Source organism: Saccharothrix sp. HUAS TT1 (assembly GCF_040744945.1).
Taxonomy (GTDB): Bacteria; Actinomycetota; Actinomycetes; order Mycobacteriales; family Pseudonocardiaceae; genus Actinosynnema.
Genome location: NZ_CP160453.1, coordinates 2,238,012 through 2,254,026, shown reverse-complemented (window position 1 = coordinate 2,254,026; position 16,015 = coordinate 2,238,012). Strand labels below are relative to the sequence as shown.

Genomic DNA, 16,015 nt, shown 5'->3' with positions numbered 1-16,015 from the left:
CGACAACCCCTCCATCACAGGCGCGCGTAGGCCGCGGACCTGAGGACAACGGCGGCGGCGCCCCCGACGAACGCCGCCGCCCACACCGGCGCCGCGCCCGGCGCCAGCACACCGGGCACGGCGCCGACGACCACCGCCGGACCGACCACCAGCACCGCCCACGCGGCGGCGGCGGCGAAGGCGGCCCGGCGCACCCCGATGACGCCGCCGAGCGCGAGCGTCACCGTGGTGACGGCCAGGCACGGCAGCAGCCAGTACGCCGGTGACGCGCCCGCCAGCCAACCGCCGAGCAGCAGGCCCGGCAGCACGACCAGCAGCACCGAGAGCGTGCGGCGCAGCACGAGCTGCAGCCCGGCCCGCGCGGTGGAGACCACCAGCTCGTGCGCCGGGTCCATGCCGCGCGACCAGGCCGCGACCACGCCCAGCACCGGCACGATCGGCGCGACCAGCAGCACCGCGGACGACACCTCGTGCCGGGGCAGCAGCCCGTCCAGCGACAGCGCCGCCAGCACCGCGAACGCCGTCATGGCGAGCCACGGCAGCAGCGACGGCGCGGCCCAGCGGGCGAGGTGGCGACGTCGGCGCACCGGCGTCCCGGTCGGCCCCAGCTGCGCCCACACGGCCGCCGTCAACGCCGTGACCTGCGGCGGAGCCACGTCGGCCAGCCGCAGCCGGCACAGCTCGCAGGTCTCCAGGTGCGCCTCGACCGCCCACAGCAGGTCGGCGGGCAGGTCGTCGCCCGCCGCGTACCCGGCGATCGAGGCGGCCGAGGGGTGCTCGCTCATGACAGTGCCTCCCGCAGCGCGATCCGAGCCCGCCGGGCGCGGGTCTTGACGGTGCCCTCGGGCACCCCGAGCAGCACCGCGGTCTCGCGCACGGTCAACCCGTCCAGCACCATCGCCTGGAGCACCTGCCGCAGCTCCGGGGCCAGGTCGCGCAGCGCGCCGCCGACCTCGTCGCTCCACGTGCCCGCCAGCGCCTCGTCCTCGGCGGCGGGCGCGGCGCCCGCCACCGGGAGGGGCGCCCGCTGGAGGGCACGCCTGCGGAACGCGTCGACCAGCCGGCGGGCCGCGATCGTCCACAGCCAGCCGACCGCCGTGCCGTCGACCGCCGCGCCCGCGAACGACCCGGCCGCCCGCCAGACCGCCAGGTACGTCTCCTGCATGACCTCGGCCACGACCTGCTCGTCGGCGCACCGGCGGCGCAGGCGCACCGCCAGCCACGGCGACGTGCGGCGGTAGAGCTGTTCGAAGGCCGCGCGGTCGCCACGGGCGACCGCGCGCACCAGCTGCTCCTCGTTCACACCCGGCAAGACGACCGGGCGGCGGGAACGGTTCTCACATTGGAGTGACTTGCGTCACATCAGTACCAGGTGTCCTGGTTCTTGGCCGCGCTCACGTCGGCCTCCGAGGTGGCCCGGTGGGAGATGGCCGCCACCGCCTCCGCCAATTCGCGCCGCACGTCACCGGGCTCGTCGGTCTCCACGGTGAGCACGACCTCGCAGAGCCCGGCGTCGTCGTCGGCGACGCTCAGCACGCCCCGGTAGCCGTTCTCCTCCCACGACAGGCTCCGCCGGTCGTGGTCGATGCGCGGGGTCGAGGCGGACAGTCCGGGCAGGTGCTGGGGCAGGCTCTCGGGTCGCGCCAGGAACTCGAACAGCTCCTGGGCGGACATCTCGACGGGCGCCCGGTGCTCGTAGCTGGTCATGGCCACGGGTACCCGGTCAGGCGAGGCTCAAGACGGCGGCGGGCAGCTCGTGCCGCGCGTCGTTCGAACGGGTCACGTCCGACGGCGGTCGCGCCGGCGCGTCAGGGCCAGCGCGGTCCCGCCGGACAGGACCAGCAGGCCGCCCAGCACCACCGCCCCGCGCACCGGCGAACCGGTGGCGGCGAGCTGGCCGCCCCCGCCCGGCCGGACCGCGCCTGGCTCCGTCCCCGACTCCGACTCGGTCGTGGCCGTGGTCGTCACGTCCGCAGTCGTGGTCGTGGTCGTGGTCGTCAGGGCTGTGGACGTGGTCGTCGGGGCCGTGGTGGTCGTCGGGGCCGTGGTGGTCGTCGGGGCCGTGGTGGTCGTCGGGGCCGTGGTGGTCGTCGGGGCCGTGGTGGTGGTCGTGGTCGTCGTGGTGGTCCCGGACTCGCACGTCGTGAGGACGTCGTCGAACGGCGCGTGGTGGATCTCGCCACCGCTGCCGCTCGCGGTTCCACCGTGGACGAGGGACCGCACCACCACCGCGCCCTCGATGTTGGACGAGCTGTTGTCGACCAGGGTCGCGTTCGGCGCGTAGACGGTCCCCCACACGGTGGGCGAGTCCGGCGGCAGCGTGATGGTGCCGGAGGTGGTGAAGTTCCACAGCACGTGGTGCGACGGGCCGTTGCCCTGCCAGCTCACGTTCGGCGCCGGCCAGGTGTAGTCGCCGGTCACGTCGACGTTGACGACCAGCCACGCCTCGTCGCCGGGCTGGAGGGCGCCGTTGAGCGGGTTGACGTTGTCCAGCGCGCTCATCCGCGCGGCGTCCAGGGTGAGCACGTTCTGGCCGGGTCGCAGGCCGATGGTGGCGTTCGGGTCCGTGCCGTTCCACGGCCCCTGCCCGTTCTGGTCCCGCAGCTGCACCGTCGACGCGCACGCGGCCACGTCGGCGTTGATCCCCCGGTACAGCGCGAACAGCGCCGCGAAGTCGAACCCGCTCGGGCCGCCGACCGACCCGGCGGGCTGCGAGGTCTGCACCGCCACCGCGGGCCGGGTGTCCTGGTCACCGCCGCTCGGCACGACGAACGTGACCCCGCCGGACGGCAGCACGCTCGCGCCGCCCAGGTCGCCGATCTTGGCGTAGGACTGGTCGAGCACGCTGAGCCGCGCACCCGGCCCGCTCCCCGCGAAGTCCACCCGGCCGCCGACGACGAGGCTGGTCGGCCGGGCGTCGCCGGGCAGGGCGTAGGAGCCGGGGTTGTTCGCGCCCGCGTTGTACAGCCGGAACCGAAGGTCGCCGCCGACCGCGACCGGCCCCTCGGTCTCGTTCTCGTTCAGCGCGGCGTCGCCCTCGACCAGCACGAGGAACCCGTGGCTGGGATCCGCCACCACGTCACCGGGCGCGACCGGCCGCACCGGGTTCACCGCCGCCGCGGCCACCCCCGCCACCACTCCCGCCCCCGGCGCCCACCCGACCGCCACCACCGCGACGACAACCGCCGCACCGACCGCGCCCGCCCGGCTGATGCCCATGTCCGGCTCCCGTGGAGGTCGACCCGCCTCCTCGCAGCCAACGTCACCGCGCCCCACCCGGCACGCCGGACCGCCCCACTTCACCCGCCGGGGTCACCACCCGGCCCGGGACGTCAGTTGGTGCACCAGCCGAGCCGGCCGTCCGTCGTCACCAGCGGCTCGCAGTGGCCGAGCCGGCTGCGGTGCTCCAGCGCGGTGGCGATCTGGTCCAGCATCTCGTCCAGGCTGGTCCACTCCGGCTTCAGCATCTCGCCCGCCTCGCGGTCCCACTCGACCACGCACCCGGACAGCACGCCCGGCCGCAGGTCGACCGCCAGCGCGTCACCGCACCCGTCGAACGCGATCGGCAGCCACATCGGGTGGAAGCCGGACGTGGGCGTGCCCGCCTCGGTGTCGAGGTCCGCGGGCCAGAACCGCTCCTTCAACCGCCACGACCGCAGGGCGTTGGACGGCCCGAGCGGCGTGTAGAACGGCGGCAGCACCTCCGCGAACGCCAGGTTCTCGGTGCCGCCGCACACCGCCCACCAAGCACGCAGGTCGTCGGGCGGCACGAGGCCGCTCGCGACCGCCAACGACTCGACCGCGGCGCCGTCCTCGGGTGGCACGAACGCCGATGCGGTCAAGGGGGCGTGGTGGTCGAGCCACGCCACGATCCGTTCCCAATGGCGCAAAACACCCACATGCACATGATCAGGTGACGACGACGCCGCCGGTACCGCTCATCGGGGCAGGATCTGGCCGAACGCCGCACGACCGGCGGGTCGATGGGGCAGGATCGCGGTCGCACGGCACCAAGAGGGGGACCAGGGTGGAACGGGGTTTCGGCGTCGACACCGCGGCGCTGTCGGCGTACAGCGGCGCGGCGGCGGGTCTGGCGGGCGAGGTCGGCGCGGTCGGCACGGGCGCGCTGGCGGGCAGCACGTCGTTGGCGGCGGGCAGTTTCGGGAAGATCGGCGACGAGGTCGGCCTCGGCGCGGCGTTCCGGGCCGCGGCACAGGCCCAAGTGGACGGTGTCGCCGCCGCGGCGGCCGGGCTGTCCGGGTTCGCCACCGCCGTCCGGCAGACCGGCGAGGCGTACGTGGAGCAGGAGGCGGCCAACAGCACCGGCCTCGACCGGGCGTACCGGACCTGACGTGGACGTCGGCGGCTTCCTGGCGGCCCTGGTCCGGCCGATGAAGGACCACCTGGCCCAGCTCGACGGCGACACCGGCGGTGCGACGGGCGCGGCGGAGGCGTTCGGGCGGGCGGCCTCGGCGCTCACCGAGGTCGAGGGCAGGCACACCGGCGCGGCGAACGCGGCGCTGGCCGGCTGGTACGGCGAGAAGGCGAACGCCTTCCAGGCCCGCGTCGCGACGTTCTCCGGCGGCGTGGGCACGTTGGCGCGCAACGCGACGACCACGCGGCAGGCGGCCACCACCGCGGTCGACGCGGTGACGTCCGGCAGGACCGCGATCCAGGCCCTGATCGACGAGTTCACCGGTTGGGCGTGGCCCCGGCTGGCGGCGGCCGTGGCGGCCGGCGTGTTCGGCGGGATCGGCGCGGTGCTCGCGGTGGCGGCGGAGGTGACCGCGAAGGCCCGCGAGTACGAGGGCAGGACGGCTCGGGAGCTGGACCGGGTCCGCACCGAGCTGACGAACGTCGTCGCGCAGCTCCGGAGCTTGCAGCACCCGGACTTCGCCGGCCTCGGCGACCCGTTGGGCGTGGAGAGCGGCGGCTCCACGTCGACGTCGTCCGCGGGTGACGGCGGTGGCTCGTCGTCCAGCGGGACCGGCGGCAGCGGCGGCACAGGCGGTAGCGGCGGTGGAGGTGGGGGCGGCAGTGGTGGGGGCGGCGGTGGCGGCGCGATCGGCCCGAACCTGCCCGTGGCCATCCCGCCGCAACCCGGCACCGGCGTCGGCGTGAACCTGCCGGACGGCAGCAGCGCCGAAGCGCCCAACGAGACCGCCGCGCGCGCCGTGCGCAACGCGTTGTCCGCCCTGGGCACCCCGTACGTGTGGGGCGGCGCGAACCCGCCCCAGGGCACGGACTGCAGCGGCCTGACCCAGTGGGCCTACGGCGGCGCCGGGTTCGACATCCCGCGGCCCGCGTCGTCGCAGGCCATGGGCGCGTCGGTGCCGGCCGACCAGCTGCTGCCCGGCGACCTGGTGGTGTGGGACGGGCACGTGGCCATGGTGATCGGCAACGGGCAGATGGTGGAGGCGGGCGACCCGGTGCAGGTCAACCCGATCCGCACGAGCAACAGCGGCATGGGCTTCATGGGCTTCTACCGACCGACGGGCTGAGGGCGTGGACGAGACGCAGCGGGCGGCCGAGCGGGTCGCCGACACCGAGCGGCGGGTTTCCGAGCACGCGGCGCGCACCGGTCCGGTGCTCGGCCGGGCGTCGTCACCCGACGGCGCGGTCACCGTCGTCACCGCGCCCGGCGGACCGCCCCGGGAGGTGCGGGTGTCGCCGGCGGCGCTGAACATGGGACCGCGGGCGCTGGCCGACGAGATCCTGCGCGTCGCCGCACGGGCCTCCAAGGACGCCTCCACCCGGATGCACCGGACCCTGGAGCGGGTGGCCGACCCGGCGACGCTGCGGGCGTTGACCGAGATCGGTTTCGAGCGCGGTCCGGACGACGACGACTTCGGTGGCACGTACCTGAGGGGTTCGCGGTGACGCAGGAACAACGACTCGCGGCGGCCGAGTCCCTGACCGACGTGCTGGCCCGCACCACCGGCTCGGCCGAGCACCCCAGCCGCCTGGCCCGCGCCACGGCGACCGCCACCGGTGAGCTGAAGTCGCTCGACCTGCACCCGGACGCGCTGGCGCGGGGACCGGGCGCGGTGGGCGCGCTGGTGGTGGAGACGGCCCGGCTGGCGACCGACGCGGCCGTGCGGACCAGCTACAACGAGCTGGCCAAGGCGCTGGGCGACGGCCTGGCGATGGCGGTGGAGGCGTTCGCCGGACCGCCGCCGCTGAGGACCGCGGCCGAACCCCCGCCCGCGCCCGCCCCGCCCCCGGGACCGGCCCGACCGCCGTGGGCCGGGCAGCCGCGGAGCCGCCCCGCGCCCCGCCCGGCGCCCGAGGAGCCGGACGACGACGACTACTTCGCGGACCCTTTCCGTGGTCAACGGCAGTAGCGGGTGATCGACCCCGTACTCTTGCCCCCGCATCGCAAAGGGGCATGGCGTGACCGGGAGGTCGGATGGCACAGGACATCGTCCCGATCGAGCTGGGGCTCACCCAGGGTGATGTCGTCACCCTGTGGGCCCCGCGCTGGCGGGAAGAGGGCGAGGAGTGGGAAGCCTTCCTCGGCCACGAGGAGGACCTGTACACGTTCCCCGATGCCGCGCACCTGGCGGCGTTCGTGCGCAAGGCCGAGGAGCACGACCTGACCGACCACCCGGCGTGGCACGTGGTGCCCGCGCTGTCGGTCGGTGAGCTGTCGCCGGACGACAACCACCAGTTCGACCTGGTGGGCGTGCCGGAGCTGGTCGCCGAGGAGCCCGACACCTGGGTCATCGGCGAGCTGGCCGACGTGATCTCGATCGTGCGCTCGCTGGCGGACGTGTGCGACCTGGAGAAGGTGCACGAGATCCTGGACTCGGCGGAGGGCTTCGCGCTGCTGCCGCAGGGCACGCTGCCGTTCACCGGTCGCGAGGGCCACGCGCTGTGGACCGAGCTGGCCGAGGTCGTCTCCGACAAGTGGGACGAGGTGCTGGACGCGATCGACGAGGTCGCGAGCACGCCCGAGGTGGACGCGGTCGAGCTGAAGGCGGCGCAGGAGGAACTGGCCGCGTTCGAGGAGGCCAACGCCGCGGCGGCGGTGGTCTCGGACGACGAGGACGACGAGGACGGCGACGAGCCGGTCGGCTTCTGGGGTGAGGTCGGCATCGACCCCATCAAGATCATCAGTGGCGCGGGCGAGTACTACACGCTGCGCTGCTACCTGGACGACCAGCCGGTGTTCCTCGGCCGCAAGGGCAAGATCGACGTCTTCACGTCGCCGCGCGCGCTGGCCCGGTTCATCGTCGAGGCCGACGACAACGACCTGGCCGAGGTGTCGACCTGGGGCGAGCTGGTCACCAGGGCGACCGGCGGCGACCTCGACGTCGACGTCGACCCGGACAACGTCTACGTGCTCACCGGCCTGGACGAGGACATCGTCGACGGGCCGAACGCGATCGACCCCACGCAGCTCGACCTGGTGGTCGAACTGCTGGAGGACGCGGGCGAGTGGGCGAACGACGACACCGTGAAGGTGGCGCTGAACCAGTCCGAGCGGCTGGGCTGGCTGGTGTCGTACGTGCTCAAGCCGGACCCGACGCGGCTCGCGCCCAGCGCGCCGTTCGACGACGAGCAGGTGGCGTGGCGGGCGCTGGTGGCGGCGTTCGAGGACCGGCTCAAGGTCCACTAGGCAAGGCGTGACCAGAGGAGAGGTCGCGGGCCCCGTCGGAGCCCGCGACCTCTTCCGTCACTTCAGCAGTGCGGCGTACGCGGGCTCGATCACGTCCTGGACCAGGGCGCGGCGCTCGTCCAGCGGCAGGAACGCGGCCTTGGCGGCGTTGGCGGTGAACCGGCGCAGGTCGTCCCAGCCGAACCCGAAGTGCTCGACCACGGTGGCGAACTCGCCGGTCATCGACACCATGCTCATCAGCCGGTTGTCGGTGTTCACGGTGACCCGGAAGCCCAGGTCGGCCATCCGCCGGATCGGGTGCTCGGCCAGCGAGGCCACCGCGCCGGTGTGCACGTTCGACGTCGGGCACATCTCCAGCGCGATGCGCCGGTCCCGCACGTACGCGGCGAGGAGCCCGACCTCGTCGCCGTCGATGTCCTCGGCCAGCCGCACGCCGTGGCCCAGCCGCTCCGCGCCCGCGAGTTGCACGGCCTCCCACGCCGACTCCGCGCCGGACGCCTCGGCGGCGTGGATGGTGAAGTGCGCGTTCTGCTGCCGCAGGTACTCGAACGCGGACAGCTCCTTGCTCGGCGGGAACCCGGCCTCGGGGCCCGCGATGTCGAAGCCGACCACGCCCGCGTCCCGGTAGCGGACCACCAGGTCGGCGATCCGCTGCCAGCCGTCGTTCTGGCGCATCGCGCAGAGCAGCGTGCCCACCCGGATCCGACCGCCGGTGGCGGCCTCGCCCTGCCGGAAGCCCTCCTGCACGGCCTCGACGGCCTGCTCCAGGCTCAGGCCCTTGTCGGTGAACAGCTCGGGGGCGTAGCGGATCTCGGCGTACACGACCCCGTCGTCGGCGAGGTCCTGCACGGCCTCGGAGGCGACGCGGACCAGTGCGGCCTCGTCCTGCATGACGCCGCACGTGTGCGCGAAGCCCTCCAGGTAGCGGACCAGCGAGCCGGAGTTGGCGTTGTCGCGGAACCACTCGCCCAGCGCGACCGGGTCGGTCGTCGGCAGGCCCTGGTGGCCGCAGGCGTCGGCGAGTTCGATCACCGTCTGGGGGCGGAGGCCACCGTCGAGGTGGTCGTGCAGCAGCACCTTCGGCGCGCTGCGAAGGGCCTCCTGGGTAAGCGGGGTCGGCATGGCCGCCACCGTATACCGGTGACACGCCGTGTCGTTGCGCCGAGCGATGATCTTGATCCGGTATCATCACCCCGGCGTCACCGGGTGTGTTCAGAACCACTCTGTCGGGGGCCGCTTTCGCCGTTGTGCAGTCGTGATGCAGAACTTTCCGCTACCTCTACCACGGCTTTAGTCACTCACACGGTGGATGCTCACGCGGCGCAGTCACAGGCCCGCTGGCGGTTACCTTGAGGTAGGGTCGGCCACTGTCACTCCAACGGAGTACACGCAAGGTCGATCCAGGCGGTCCGCGTCGGGGGGCGCTACTGCCCACCGCCCCAACCTGGTTAGGCTCCCGGAGGTCTCCCCTCCCCTGGACGAAGGCACCCGAGCCGTGAACGAGAACAACAACTCCACGATGTCCTTCGATCGGATGCGCAACATGCTCACGCGCGCCGCGGAGATCCGTGAGAGCGAGCAGCAGCAGATCTTCGACGCGCTGGACGAGATCCACGCGCGGATGTCCCCGCTCGAGTCGCTGGGTTCCGTTCGCAAGCGCCTGTCCGAGCTGCCCGACCGGACCGAGGTCAGCGTGCTGGCCGAGCGGCTGGACGAGGCGCTGGCCAGGTTGGAGGCGCAGGACAACGCCGTCCAGGGCATCGGTCGGGCCGTCGAGGGCCTGGTCGACAAGCTGGCCAAGCCGTTCGCGCAGCTCGACGGTCGGCTCGACGGGGTGGCGGGCCGGTTCGAGGGCGTCGCCGGGCGGATGGACGGCCTGGAGGACAAGCTCTCCCACATCCACAAGCGGCTGGACGACCTCGACGGCCACCTGGACAAGCAGGACGGCAAGGTCGACCAGGTGCCGGGCGCGGTGATCGCGCCGCTGCGGGAGCGGATCGAGGCGCTGGAGGCCGCGCTGCGCGGTCGCCTGGACGAGGTGGACGAGGGCGTGCACGAACACCTCGACGGCACCCGCGAGGCGCTGCAGCGGTCGCTGGCGGACTCGACCAACGCCCTGCACGGCAGGCTGGACGAGACCCGCGACAACCTCAACAGCACCCGGGACGGGCTGCACTCGTCGCTGGCCGAGACGCGCGACTCGCTGTCCTCGTCGCTGGCCGACACCCGCAGCACGCTGACGGGCAAGCTGGACGAGGCCCGCGAGGCGCTGCACGCGGCGCTGGACGAGACCCGCGACCAGGTCGACTCGACCGACCGCCTGGAGGCGCTGGCGCAGCGCCTGGAGCAGGTGACGTCGCGGCTGGACACCATGGCGACCCGGCTCGACTCGGTGGAGGACGACTTCGCGTCCCGCCTCGGCGAGCTGTCCGGCGTGGTGGAGCAGGGCATCGCCAAGGTCGAGGGCACGCTGTCGACCCGGCCCGACGCCGAGTCGCTGGCCGGCCTGGTGCGCCGGAGCAACCAGGAGTCGGAGCTGCGCATCGGCGGCCAGCTGGACGAGGCCATGGCGACCTTCGCCGAGCTGATCCTCGGCGGCGGCTCCCCGACCCCGCCGCCCCCGCCGACCGCCCTCCCCCGGCCGCAGCGGCGCACCCGCAAGAACGGCTCGAAGCCGGGCGACAACCGCAACGTGGACGACGACGACCTGGCCGCCGAGGGCGCCTGACCGCCGAGCGACGAAGGCCCGGTCCGCTCCGCGCGGACCGGGCCTCCTCGTTGAGCTGCCTAACCCCGGATGGTGTCGAGGACCAGCGGTCCGCGGGCCGGGGGTTCGTCGCCGATCCCGTAGCCGCCGGCCAGCGACTCCAGAGCGCCCGGCACCGCGTCGGGGGTGTCGGTGTGCAGTTCCAGCAGCGGCTGGCCCGCGGTCACGCGTTCGCCCGGCTTCACCAGGCACAGCACGCCGGCGCCCGCCTGCACCGGGTCCTCCTTGCGAGCCCGCCCGGCGCCCAGCCGCCAGGCCGCGACGCCCACCGCGTAGGCGTCCAACGACGTCAGGTACCCGTCCTCGGCGGCCGTCACCACGTGCTTGTGCCGCCCCACGGGCAGCGGCGCGTCCGGGTCGCCGCCCTGCGCCCGGATCATCCGCGCCCAGACCTCGTAAGCCTCACCGGACGCCAGGACCGACGCCGGCGAAGCGGACACCCCCGCCCGCGACAGCATCTCCTCCGCCAGCGCCACGGTCAGCTCCACGACGTCGGCCGGACCGCCGCCGCGCAGCACGTCGACCGACTCCGCCACCTCGACCGCGTTGCCGACCGCCCGCCCCAGCGGCACCGACATGTCGGTCAGCAGCGCCGACACGCGGAGCCCGTGGTCGACGCCGATCGACACCAGCGCCGCCGCCAGCGCCCGGGCCTGCTCCAGGGACTTCATGAACGCCCCGGACCCGACCTTCACGTCCAGCACCAGCGCCTCGGCGCCTTCGGCGATCTTCTTCGACATGATCGACGACGCGATCAGCGGGATGGACTCCACCGTGCCCGTCACGTCGCGCAGCGCGTACAGCTTCCGGTCCGCCGGCGCGAGCCCGGACGTCGCGGCGCAGATCACCGCGCCCACCGACCGCAGCTGCGCCGCCACCTCGTCCACCGACAGCCGCGCCCGCCAGCCGGGGACGGCCTCCAGCTTGTCCAGCGTCCCCCCGGTGTGCCCGAGGCCGCGCCCGGACAGCTGGGGCACCGCCGCGCCGCAGGCCGCGACCAGCGGCGCCAGCGGCAGCGTGATCTTGTCGCCGACGCCGCCCGTGGAGTGCTTGTCCACGGTGGGCCTGCCGACGTCCAGCGCCAGCCGTTCGCCGGACTCCACCATGGCGCGCGTCCACCGGGCGGTCTCGGCGGCGTCCATCCCGTTCAGGAAGATCGCCATGGCCAGCGCCGACATCTGCTCGTCGGCCACCTCGCCGCGGGTGTAGGCGTCGACCACCCAGTCGATCTGGTCGTCGGTCAACCGGGCGCGGTCGCGCTTGGCGCGGATCACGTCCACGGCGGTGTGCGGTCCCGGTGGCCGGGTCACGGCAGGTCCTCCGGTCCGAACGCGTCCGGCAGCACCGAGGTCATCGGCAGCACGCCGGACGGCGTGTCCACCAGGCAGGTCGCGCCGCCCAGCTCGTAGATCACCTGTCGGCACCGCCCGCACGGCATCAGCAGCTCACCCGTGCCGCTGCGGCAGGCCAGCGCGACCAGCCTGCCGCCACCGGTCAGGAAGAACTGACCGGCCAGCGTGCACTCGGCGCACAGCCCGACGCCGTACGCGGCGTTCTCGACGTTGCACCCGACGACGACGCGGCCGTCGTCGCAGACCGCCGCCGCGCCGACCCGCAGGCCGGAGTACGGGCAGTACGCGGCCTGCGCGGCCTCGACGGCGCGCGCCCGCAGCAGGTCCCAGTCCACCTCAACCACGGCGGTACACCACCCCGTCGGCCGCGGGCATCCGCAATCGCTGCGACGCGACGGCCAGCACGATCAGCGTCACCAGGTGCGGCGCGTAGGTGGTCAGCTCGCTCGGCACCTCGTCCACCGAGTAGTACACGGCGTACAGCGCGCCGGCGGCCACGATCCCGGCCGCGGCGGCGAACCAGCGGCGGCGCACGAGCTGCCAGACCACGATCACGACCAGCAGCAGCACCGCGCCGTAGACCAGCGCCAGGAACGTCTTGCCGCCGGACCGCAGCTGCAACCCGTCGGCGTACCCGAACAGGGCCGCGCCGCCGAGCAGCCCGCCCGGCCGCCAGTTGCCGAAGATCATCGCCGCCAGGCCGATGAACCCGCGCCCGTTGACCTGGCCCTCCAGGTAGCCGGGCTGGCCGGGGTTGAGCACCAGGGCCGCGCCGCCGATGCCCGCCAGCGCGCCGGACGCGATCACCGCGACGTACTTGTACCGGTAGACGTTGACGCCCAGCGACTCGGCGGCCACCGGGTTCTCGCCGCACGAGCGCAGCCGCAGCCCGAACCGGGTCCGCCACAGCACCAGGTAGCTGCCGACCACCAGCAGGACGGCCAGCATCGTCAACGGCGACACGCCGGTGACCAGGCCGCGCAGGATGCCGGCGACGTCGGAGAGCCCGACCCGCTGCTGCGCCTCCAGCTCGCCGAGCCAGTCCGACAGCCCGGCGGCCGAGTACGTGTCGAACTTCGACACCGCGGGCGACTCGCGCGGGTTGTTCGACAGCGGGAAGAAGATCAGCGTGGACAGGTACTTGGTCAGGCCCGCCCCGAGCAGGTTGATCGCCACGCCGGAGACGATGTGGTTCACCCCGAACGTCACGGTCGCGATGGCGTGCAGCAGCCCGCCCAGCGCGCCGAACACGGCCGCCGCCACCAGCGCCGCCCACGGGCCCCACTGGTAGCCGGCCCACGCCGCGCCCCACGTGCCCATGATCATCATGCCTTCGAGGCCGATGTTCACCACGCCCGCGCGCTCGGCCCACAGGCCGCCGAGCGCGGCCAGCAGGATCGGCAGCGCCAACCGCACCGCGGTCTGGATGGTGCCGGTGGACGTCAGCTGCGGCACGCCGGTCAGGTAGGACGTGGTCGACAGCAGCACGACCGCGCCCGCCACCCCCAGCGCGCCGACGGCCCAACCGGGGATCCGGCGCCTCTTGCGCGGCGGCGGCACGGTGGAAGGGGCTTCGGACGGGTTCATCAACGAAGTGCTCATGCCGCATCCACCGTTCCGAGCTGCCGACCGACCTGCCGCTGCTGCGCGGCCAGCTCGAACCGGCGGACCACCTCGTACGCGACGACGACCGACAGCACGATCGCCCCCTGCATGATCGTCACGATCTCGCGCGGCACGCCGACGTTGTCCAGCGCGAGGCCCGACTTGTCCAGGAACGCCCACAGCAGCGCGCCGAACGCGATGCCGCCCGGGTGGTTGCGCCCGAGCAGCGCGATCGCGATGCCGGAGAAGCCGATGCCCGCCGGGAAGTTCAGGTTGTACGTGTGGTCGCGGCCCAGGATCTCGGGCATCGACACCAGGCCGGCGATCGCGCCGGACAGCAGCATCGCGACCAGCACCATCTTCTTGGCGTTCACGCCACCCGCGGCGGCGGCCGTGGACGACTCGCCGGACGCCCGCAGCTCGAAGCCGAACCGGGTGCGGTTCATCATCACCCAGTAGCCGACGCCCAGCAGCACGGCCAGGAACACCAGGCCGAACACCGTGCCGGACGAGCCGAGGGAGATGCCGGGCACCCAGCCGCTCTCCGGGATCTCCGGGGTGCGGATGTTGTTGCCGCGCAGCTCGCCGAACACGTCCGCGCCGATCAGGTACGCGGCCAGGCCCAGCGCCAGGCCGTTCATCATGATCGTGGAGATGACCTCGTTGACGCCGCGCGTCACCTTGAGGATCGCCGGGACCGCCGCCCACAGCGCGCCGGCGACGGCGGCCGTCAGGATGATCACCAGGGCGTGCAGGCCGGGCGGCAGCGCGATGGAGCCGCCGACCACGGCCGCGACGACCGCCGCGACCCGGTACTGGCCCTCGACGCCGATGTTGAACAGGTTCATCTGGAACCCGATCGCCACCGCCAGCGCCGCGATGTAGTAGGTGCCGGTGCTGTTGACGATGTCGACCGCGGTGGTCCCCTCACCGACCTGCGACAGCATCACCCCGAACGCCCGCAGCGGGTTCGCGCCGGACACCACCAGCGCCACACCGCACAGCAGGGCGGAGAACAGGATCGCCAGCACGGGCGGCAGCAGTTTGCCGCGCAAGATTCCCATCACTCGCCTTCCGATTCCGGCGCCCGCACGGCGCCAGGGGCGTGCTCGACGGCGGCGGCGCTCGTGGCGCCCGCGCCGGTCATCGCACTGCCGAGGTCTTCCGGGGTGACCGTGGCCGGGTCGGCGTCCGCGACCAGCCGACCCCGCAGCATCACCCGGATCGTGTCGGACAGGCCGATCAGCTCGTCCAGGTCCGCCGAGATCAGCAGCACGGCCAGCCCGCGCGCGCGGGCGTTGCGGATCTCGTCCCAGATCAGGGCCTGCGCGCCGACGTCGACGCCGCGCGTCGGGTGCGAGGCGATGAGCAGCACCGGGTCACCGGACAGCTCGCGGCCGACCACCAGCTTCTGCTGGTTGCCGCCGGACAGCGCGGCGGCGGCCACGTCGATGCTCGGCGTCCGCACGTCGAAGTCCCGGACGATCCGCTCGGTGTCCTGCTTCGCGCCCGGGAGGTCGAGCCACTGGCCGTTCGACACCGGGCGGCGGGTCTGGTGGCCGAGGACGCGGTTCGCCCACAGCGGCTGGGTGAGCAGCAGGCCCTGGCGGTGCCGGTCCTCGGGCACGTAGCCGATGCCCGCCTCGCGCCGCGCCAGCGTGCCCAGCCTGGTCAGGTCGCGGTCGCCGAGCAGCACGCGGCCGTGGTGCGCCCGGCGCATGCCCATGATCGTCTCGACCAGCTCGGTCTGCCCGTTGCCCTCGACGCCCGCGATGCCGACGACCTCACCCGCGCGCACGACCAGGTCGATGCCGTCCAGCACCGGTCGGGTGCCCTCGGCGGCGACCAGCCCCAGGTCTTCCACCCGGAGCACGACGCGGTCGGTGACGGTGGACTCGCGGGTCTCCGGGCTCGGCAGCTCGCTGCCGACCATCATCTCGGCCAGCTGCCGGGAGCTGACGGCCTTCGGGTCGGCGGTGCCGACCGTGGTGCCGCGCCGGATGACCGTGACGGAGTCGGCGATCGCCCGCACCTCGTCCAGCTTGTGCGAGATGAACAGGAACGTGAAGCCCTGCTCCCGCATGCCGCGCAGGGTGGCGAACAGCTCGTCCACCTCCTGCGGCACGAGCACGGCGGTCGGCTCGTCCAGGATGATCACCTTGGCGCCCCGGTAGAGCACCTTCAGGATCTCGACCCGCTGCCGGTCGGCCACGCCGAGGCGTTCCACCAGCACACCGGGGTCGACGGTCAGGCCGGTGGCGTCGGCCAGCTCCAGGATGCGCTTGCGCGCCTTGCCGCCGATGCCGTGCAGCGACTCCGCGCCGAGCACGACGTTCTCCTGCACGGTCAGGTTGTCGGCCAGCATGAAGTGCTGGTGCACCATGCCGATGCCCGCCTTGATGGCGTCGGCGGGCGTGCGGAACCGGACCTGCTCGCCGGCCACCTCGATGGTGCCCTCGTCGGGCTGCTGCATCCCGTACAGGATCTTCATCAGGGTGGACTTGCCGGCGCCGTTCTCACCGCACAGCGCGTGCACCTCGCCGACCTGGACGCTGAGGTGGACGTCGCTGTTGGCGACGACACCCGGGAAGCGCTTGGTGATGCCCGCCAGGACGACGGCAGGGGTGGTAGTGCTCATGGAAGCTCCGTCTGATCTCCGGCTGCGCCGGG

17 protein-coding genes are annotated in these 16,015 nt (G+C 73.5%); 6 read left to right on the top strand and 11 right to left on the bottom strand.

From position 1 onward, the window contains the following. Positions 1-14: 14 nt before the first annotated feature. From AB0F89_RS11065 to AB0F89_RS11045, 5 genes are all read right to left on the bottom strand, one after another. Complete coding sequence (locus AB0F89_RS11065; protein WP_367135154.1) at positions 15-785, bottom strand: zf-HC2 domain-containing protein; 771 nt, start codon at positions 783-785, stop codon at positions 15-17. Further along, entirely contained in the window at positions 782-1,303 is a 522-nt protein-coding gene (locus AB0F89_RS11060; protein WP_367135152.1) for an RNA polymerase sigma factor, read from the bottom strand. Before AB0F89_RS11060 ends, AB0F89_RS11065 begins: the two co-directional genes overlap by 4 nt. A gap of 59 nt (positions 1,304-1,362) precedes the next feature. After that, positions 1,363-1,707 carry a hypothetical protein gene (locus tag AB0F89_RS11055; protein ID WP_367135150.1) on the bottom strand — a complete coding sequence of 115 codons (345 nt, stop codon included), beginning with the start codon at positions 1,705-1,707 and terminating at the stop codon, positions 1,363-1,365. Between the two features lie 72 nt (positions 1,708-1,779). Continuing rightward, positions 1,780-3,219, bottom strand: coding sequence for a collagen-binding domain-containing protein (locus AB0F89_RS11050; protein ID WP_367135148.1), 1,440 nt, complete (start codon positions 3,217-3,219; stop codon positions 1,780-1,782). A gap of 113 nt (positions 3,220-3,332) precedes the next feature. After that, complete coding sequence (locus AB0F89_RS11045; RefSeq protein ID WP_367135146.1) at positions 3,333-3,842, bottom strand: SMI1/KNR4 family protein; 510 nt, start codon at positions 3,840-3,842, stop codon at positions 3,333-3,335. Positions 3,843-4,027: 185 nt separating this feature from the next. Here AB0F89_RS11045 and AB0F89_RS11040 point away from each other — a divergent pair, with 185 nt between their 5' ends. The 5 genes from AB0F89_RS11040 (at position 4,028) to AB0F89_RS11020 (ending at position 7,621) form a co-directional block, all read left to right on the top strand. Further along, positions 4,028-4,351: a hypothetical protein gene (locus AB0F89_RS11040; protein WP_367135144.1), complete on the top strand. Its 324-nt coding sequence runs from the start codon at positions 4,028-4,030 to the stop codon at positions 4,349-4,351. A gap of 1 nt (position 4,352) precedes the next feature. Beyond that, positions 4,353-5,501 (top strand): C40 family peptidase, encoded by a 1,149-nt coding sequence (locus tag AB0F89_RS11035; protein WP_367135142.1) that lies wholly within the window; start codon positions 4,353-4,355, stop codon positions 5,499-5,501. A gap of 4 nt (positions 5,502-5,505) precedes the next feature. Beyond that, a complete protein-coding gene (locus AB0F89_RS11030; protein ID WP_367135140.1) occupies positions 5,506-5,880 on the top strand; it encodes a hypothetical protein in 375 nt (124 codons plus the stop codon). Continuing rightward, positions 5,877-6,344 carry a hypothetical protein gene (locus tag AB0F89_RS11025; RefSeq protein ID WP_367135138.1) on the top strand — a complete coding sequence of 156 codons (468 nt, stop codon included), beginning with the start codon at positions 5,877-5,879 and terminating at the stop codon, positions 6,342-6,344. The genes AB0F89_RS11030 and AB0F89_RS11025 overlap by 4 nt, the downstream gene beginning before the upstream one ends. Positions 6,345-6,409: 65 nt before the next feature. Next, a complete protein-coding gene (locus tag AB0F89_RS11020) occupies positions 6,410-7,621 on the top strand; it encodes a primosomal protein (protein ID WP_367135136.1) in 1,212 nt (403 codons plus the stop codon). 57 nt (positions 7,622-7,678) lie between these two features. Here the strand turns inward: AB0F89_RS11020 and AB0F89_RS11015 are convergent, their stop codons facing one another. Next, positions 7,679-8,743: an adenosine deaminase gene (locus AB0F89_RS11015; protein WP_367135134.1), complete on the bottom strand. Its 1,065-nt coding sequence runs from the start codon at positions 8,741-8,743 to the stop codon at positions 7,679-7,681. Between the two features lie 397 nt (positions 8,744-9,140). On the opposite strand from AB0F89_RS11015, the gene AB0F89_RS11010 reads away from it, so the two are divergent. Next, positions 9,141-10,349: a hypothetical protein gene (locus AB0F89_RS11010; RefSeq protein ID WP_367135132.1), complete on the top strand. Its 1,209-nt coding sequence runs from the start codon at positions 9,141-9,143 to the stop codon at positions 10,347-10,349. Between the two features lie 59 nt (positions 10,350-10,408). On the opposite strand, the gene AB0F89_RS11005 is transcribed toward AB0F89_RS11010, so the two are convergent. From AB0F89_RS11005 to AB0F89_RS10985, 5 genes are read right to left on the bottom strand one after another with little or no spacing between them, the layout of a single operon-like run. Further along, the gene (locus AB0F89_RS11005) at positions 10,409-11,698 is read right to left on the bottom strand and encodes a thymidine phosphorylase (RefSeq protein WP_367135130.1); all 1,290 of its coding nucleotides are present in this window, start codon (positions 11,696-11,698) and stop codon (positions 10,409-10,411) included. After that, on the bottom strand, positions 11,695-12,084 hold the full coding sequence (locus AB0F89_RS11000; protein WP_367135128.1) for a cytidine deaminase: 390 nt from the start codon (positions 12,082-12,084) through the stop codon (positions 11,695-11,697). Before AB0F89_RS11000 ends, AB0F89_RS11005 begins: the two co-directional genes overlap by 4 nt. After that, positions 12,077-13,342 carry an ABC transporter permease gene (locus AB0F89_RS10995; RefSeq protein ID WP_367135126.1) on the bottom strand — a complete coding sequence of 422 codons (1,266 nt, stop codon included), beginning with the start codon at positions 13,340-13,342 and terminating at the stop codon, positions 12,077-12,079. Before AB0F89_RS10995 ends, AB0F89_RS11000 begins: the two co-directional genes overlap by 8 nt. Then, positions 13,339-14,409, bottom strand: a complete 1,071-nt coding sequence (locus AB0F89_RS10990; RefSeq protein WP_367135124.1) for an ABC transporter permease — start codon at positions 14,407-14,409, stop codon at positions 13,339-13,341. Before AB0F89_RS10990 ends, AB0F89_RS10995 begins: the two co-directional genes overlap by 4 nt. Continuing rightward, the gene (locus tag AB0F89_RS10985; RefSeq protein ID WP_367135122.1) at positions 14,409-15,983 is read right to left on the bottom strand and encodes an ABC transporter ATP-binding protein; all 1,575 of its coding nucleotides are present in this window, start codon (positions 15,981-15,983) and stop codon (positions 14,409-14,411) included. Before AB0F89_RS10985 ends, AB0F89_RS10990 begins: the two co-directional genes overlap by 1 nt. Positions 15,984-16,015: the final 32 nt, after the last annotated feature.

Bases quoted from the DNA above. Each gene is read 5' to 3' on its own strand.
- AB0F89_RS11065 (WP_367135154.1), bottom strand. From the start codon at position 785: ATGAGCGAGCACCCCTCGGCCGCCTCGATCGCCGGGTACGCGGCGGGC.
- AB0F89_RS11055 (WP_367135150.1), bottom strand. From the start codon at position 1,707: ATGACCAGCTACGAGCACCGGGCGCCCGTCGAGATGTCCGCCCAGGAG.
- AB0F89_RS11050 (WP_367135148.1), bottom strand. From the start codon at position 3,219: ATGGGCATCAGCCGGGCGGGCGCGGTCGGTGCGGCGGTTGTCGTCGCG.
- AB0F89_RS11020 (WP_367135136.1), top strand. From the start codon at position 6,410: ATGGCACAGGACATCGTCCCGATCGAGCTGGGGCTCACCCAGGGTGAT.
- AB0F89_RS11015 (WP_367135134.1), bottom strand. From the start codon at position 8,743: ATGCCGACCCCGCTTACCCAGGAGGCCCTTCGCAGCGCGCCGAAGGTG.
- AB0F89_RS11010 (WP_367135132.1), top strand. From the start codon at position 9,141: ATGTCCTTCGATCGGATGCGCAACATGCTCACGCGCGCCGCGGAGATC.
- AB0F89_RS10995 (WP_367135126.1), bottom strand. From the start codon at position 13,342: ATGAGCACTTCGTTGATGAACCCGTCCGAAGCCCCTTCCACCGTGCCG.
- AB0F89_RS10990 (WP_367135124.1), bottom strand. From the start codon at position 14,409: ATGGGAATCTTGCGCGGCAAACTGCTGCCGCCCGTGCTGGCGATCCTG.
- AB0F89_RS10985 (WP_367135122.1), bottom strand. From the start codon at position 15,983: ATGAGCACTACCACCCCTGCCGTCGTCCTGGCGGGCATCACCAAGCGC.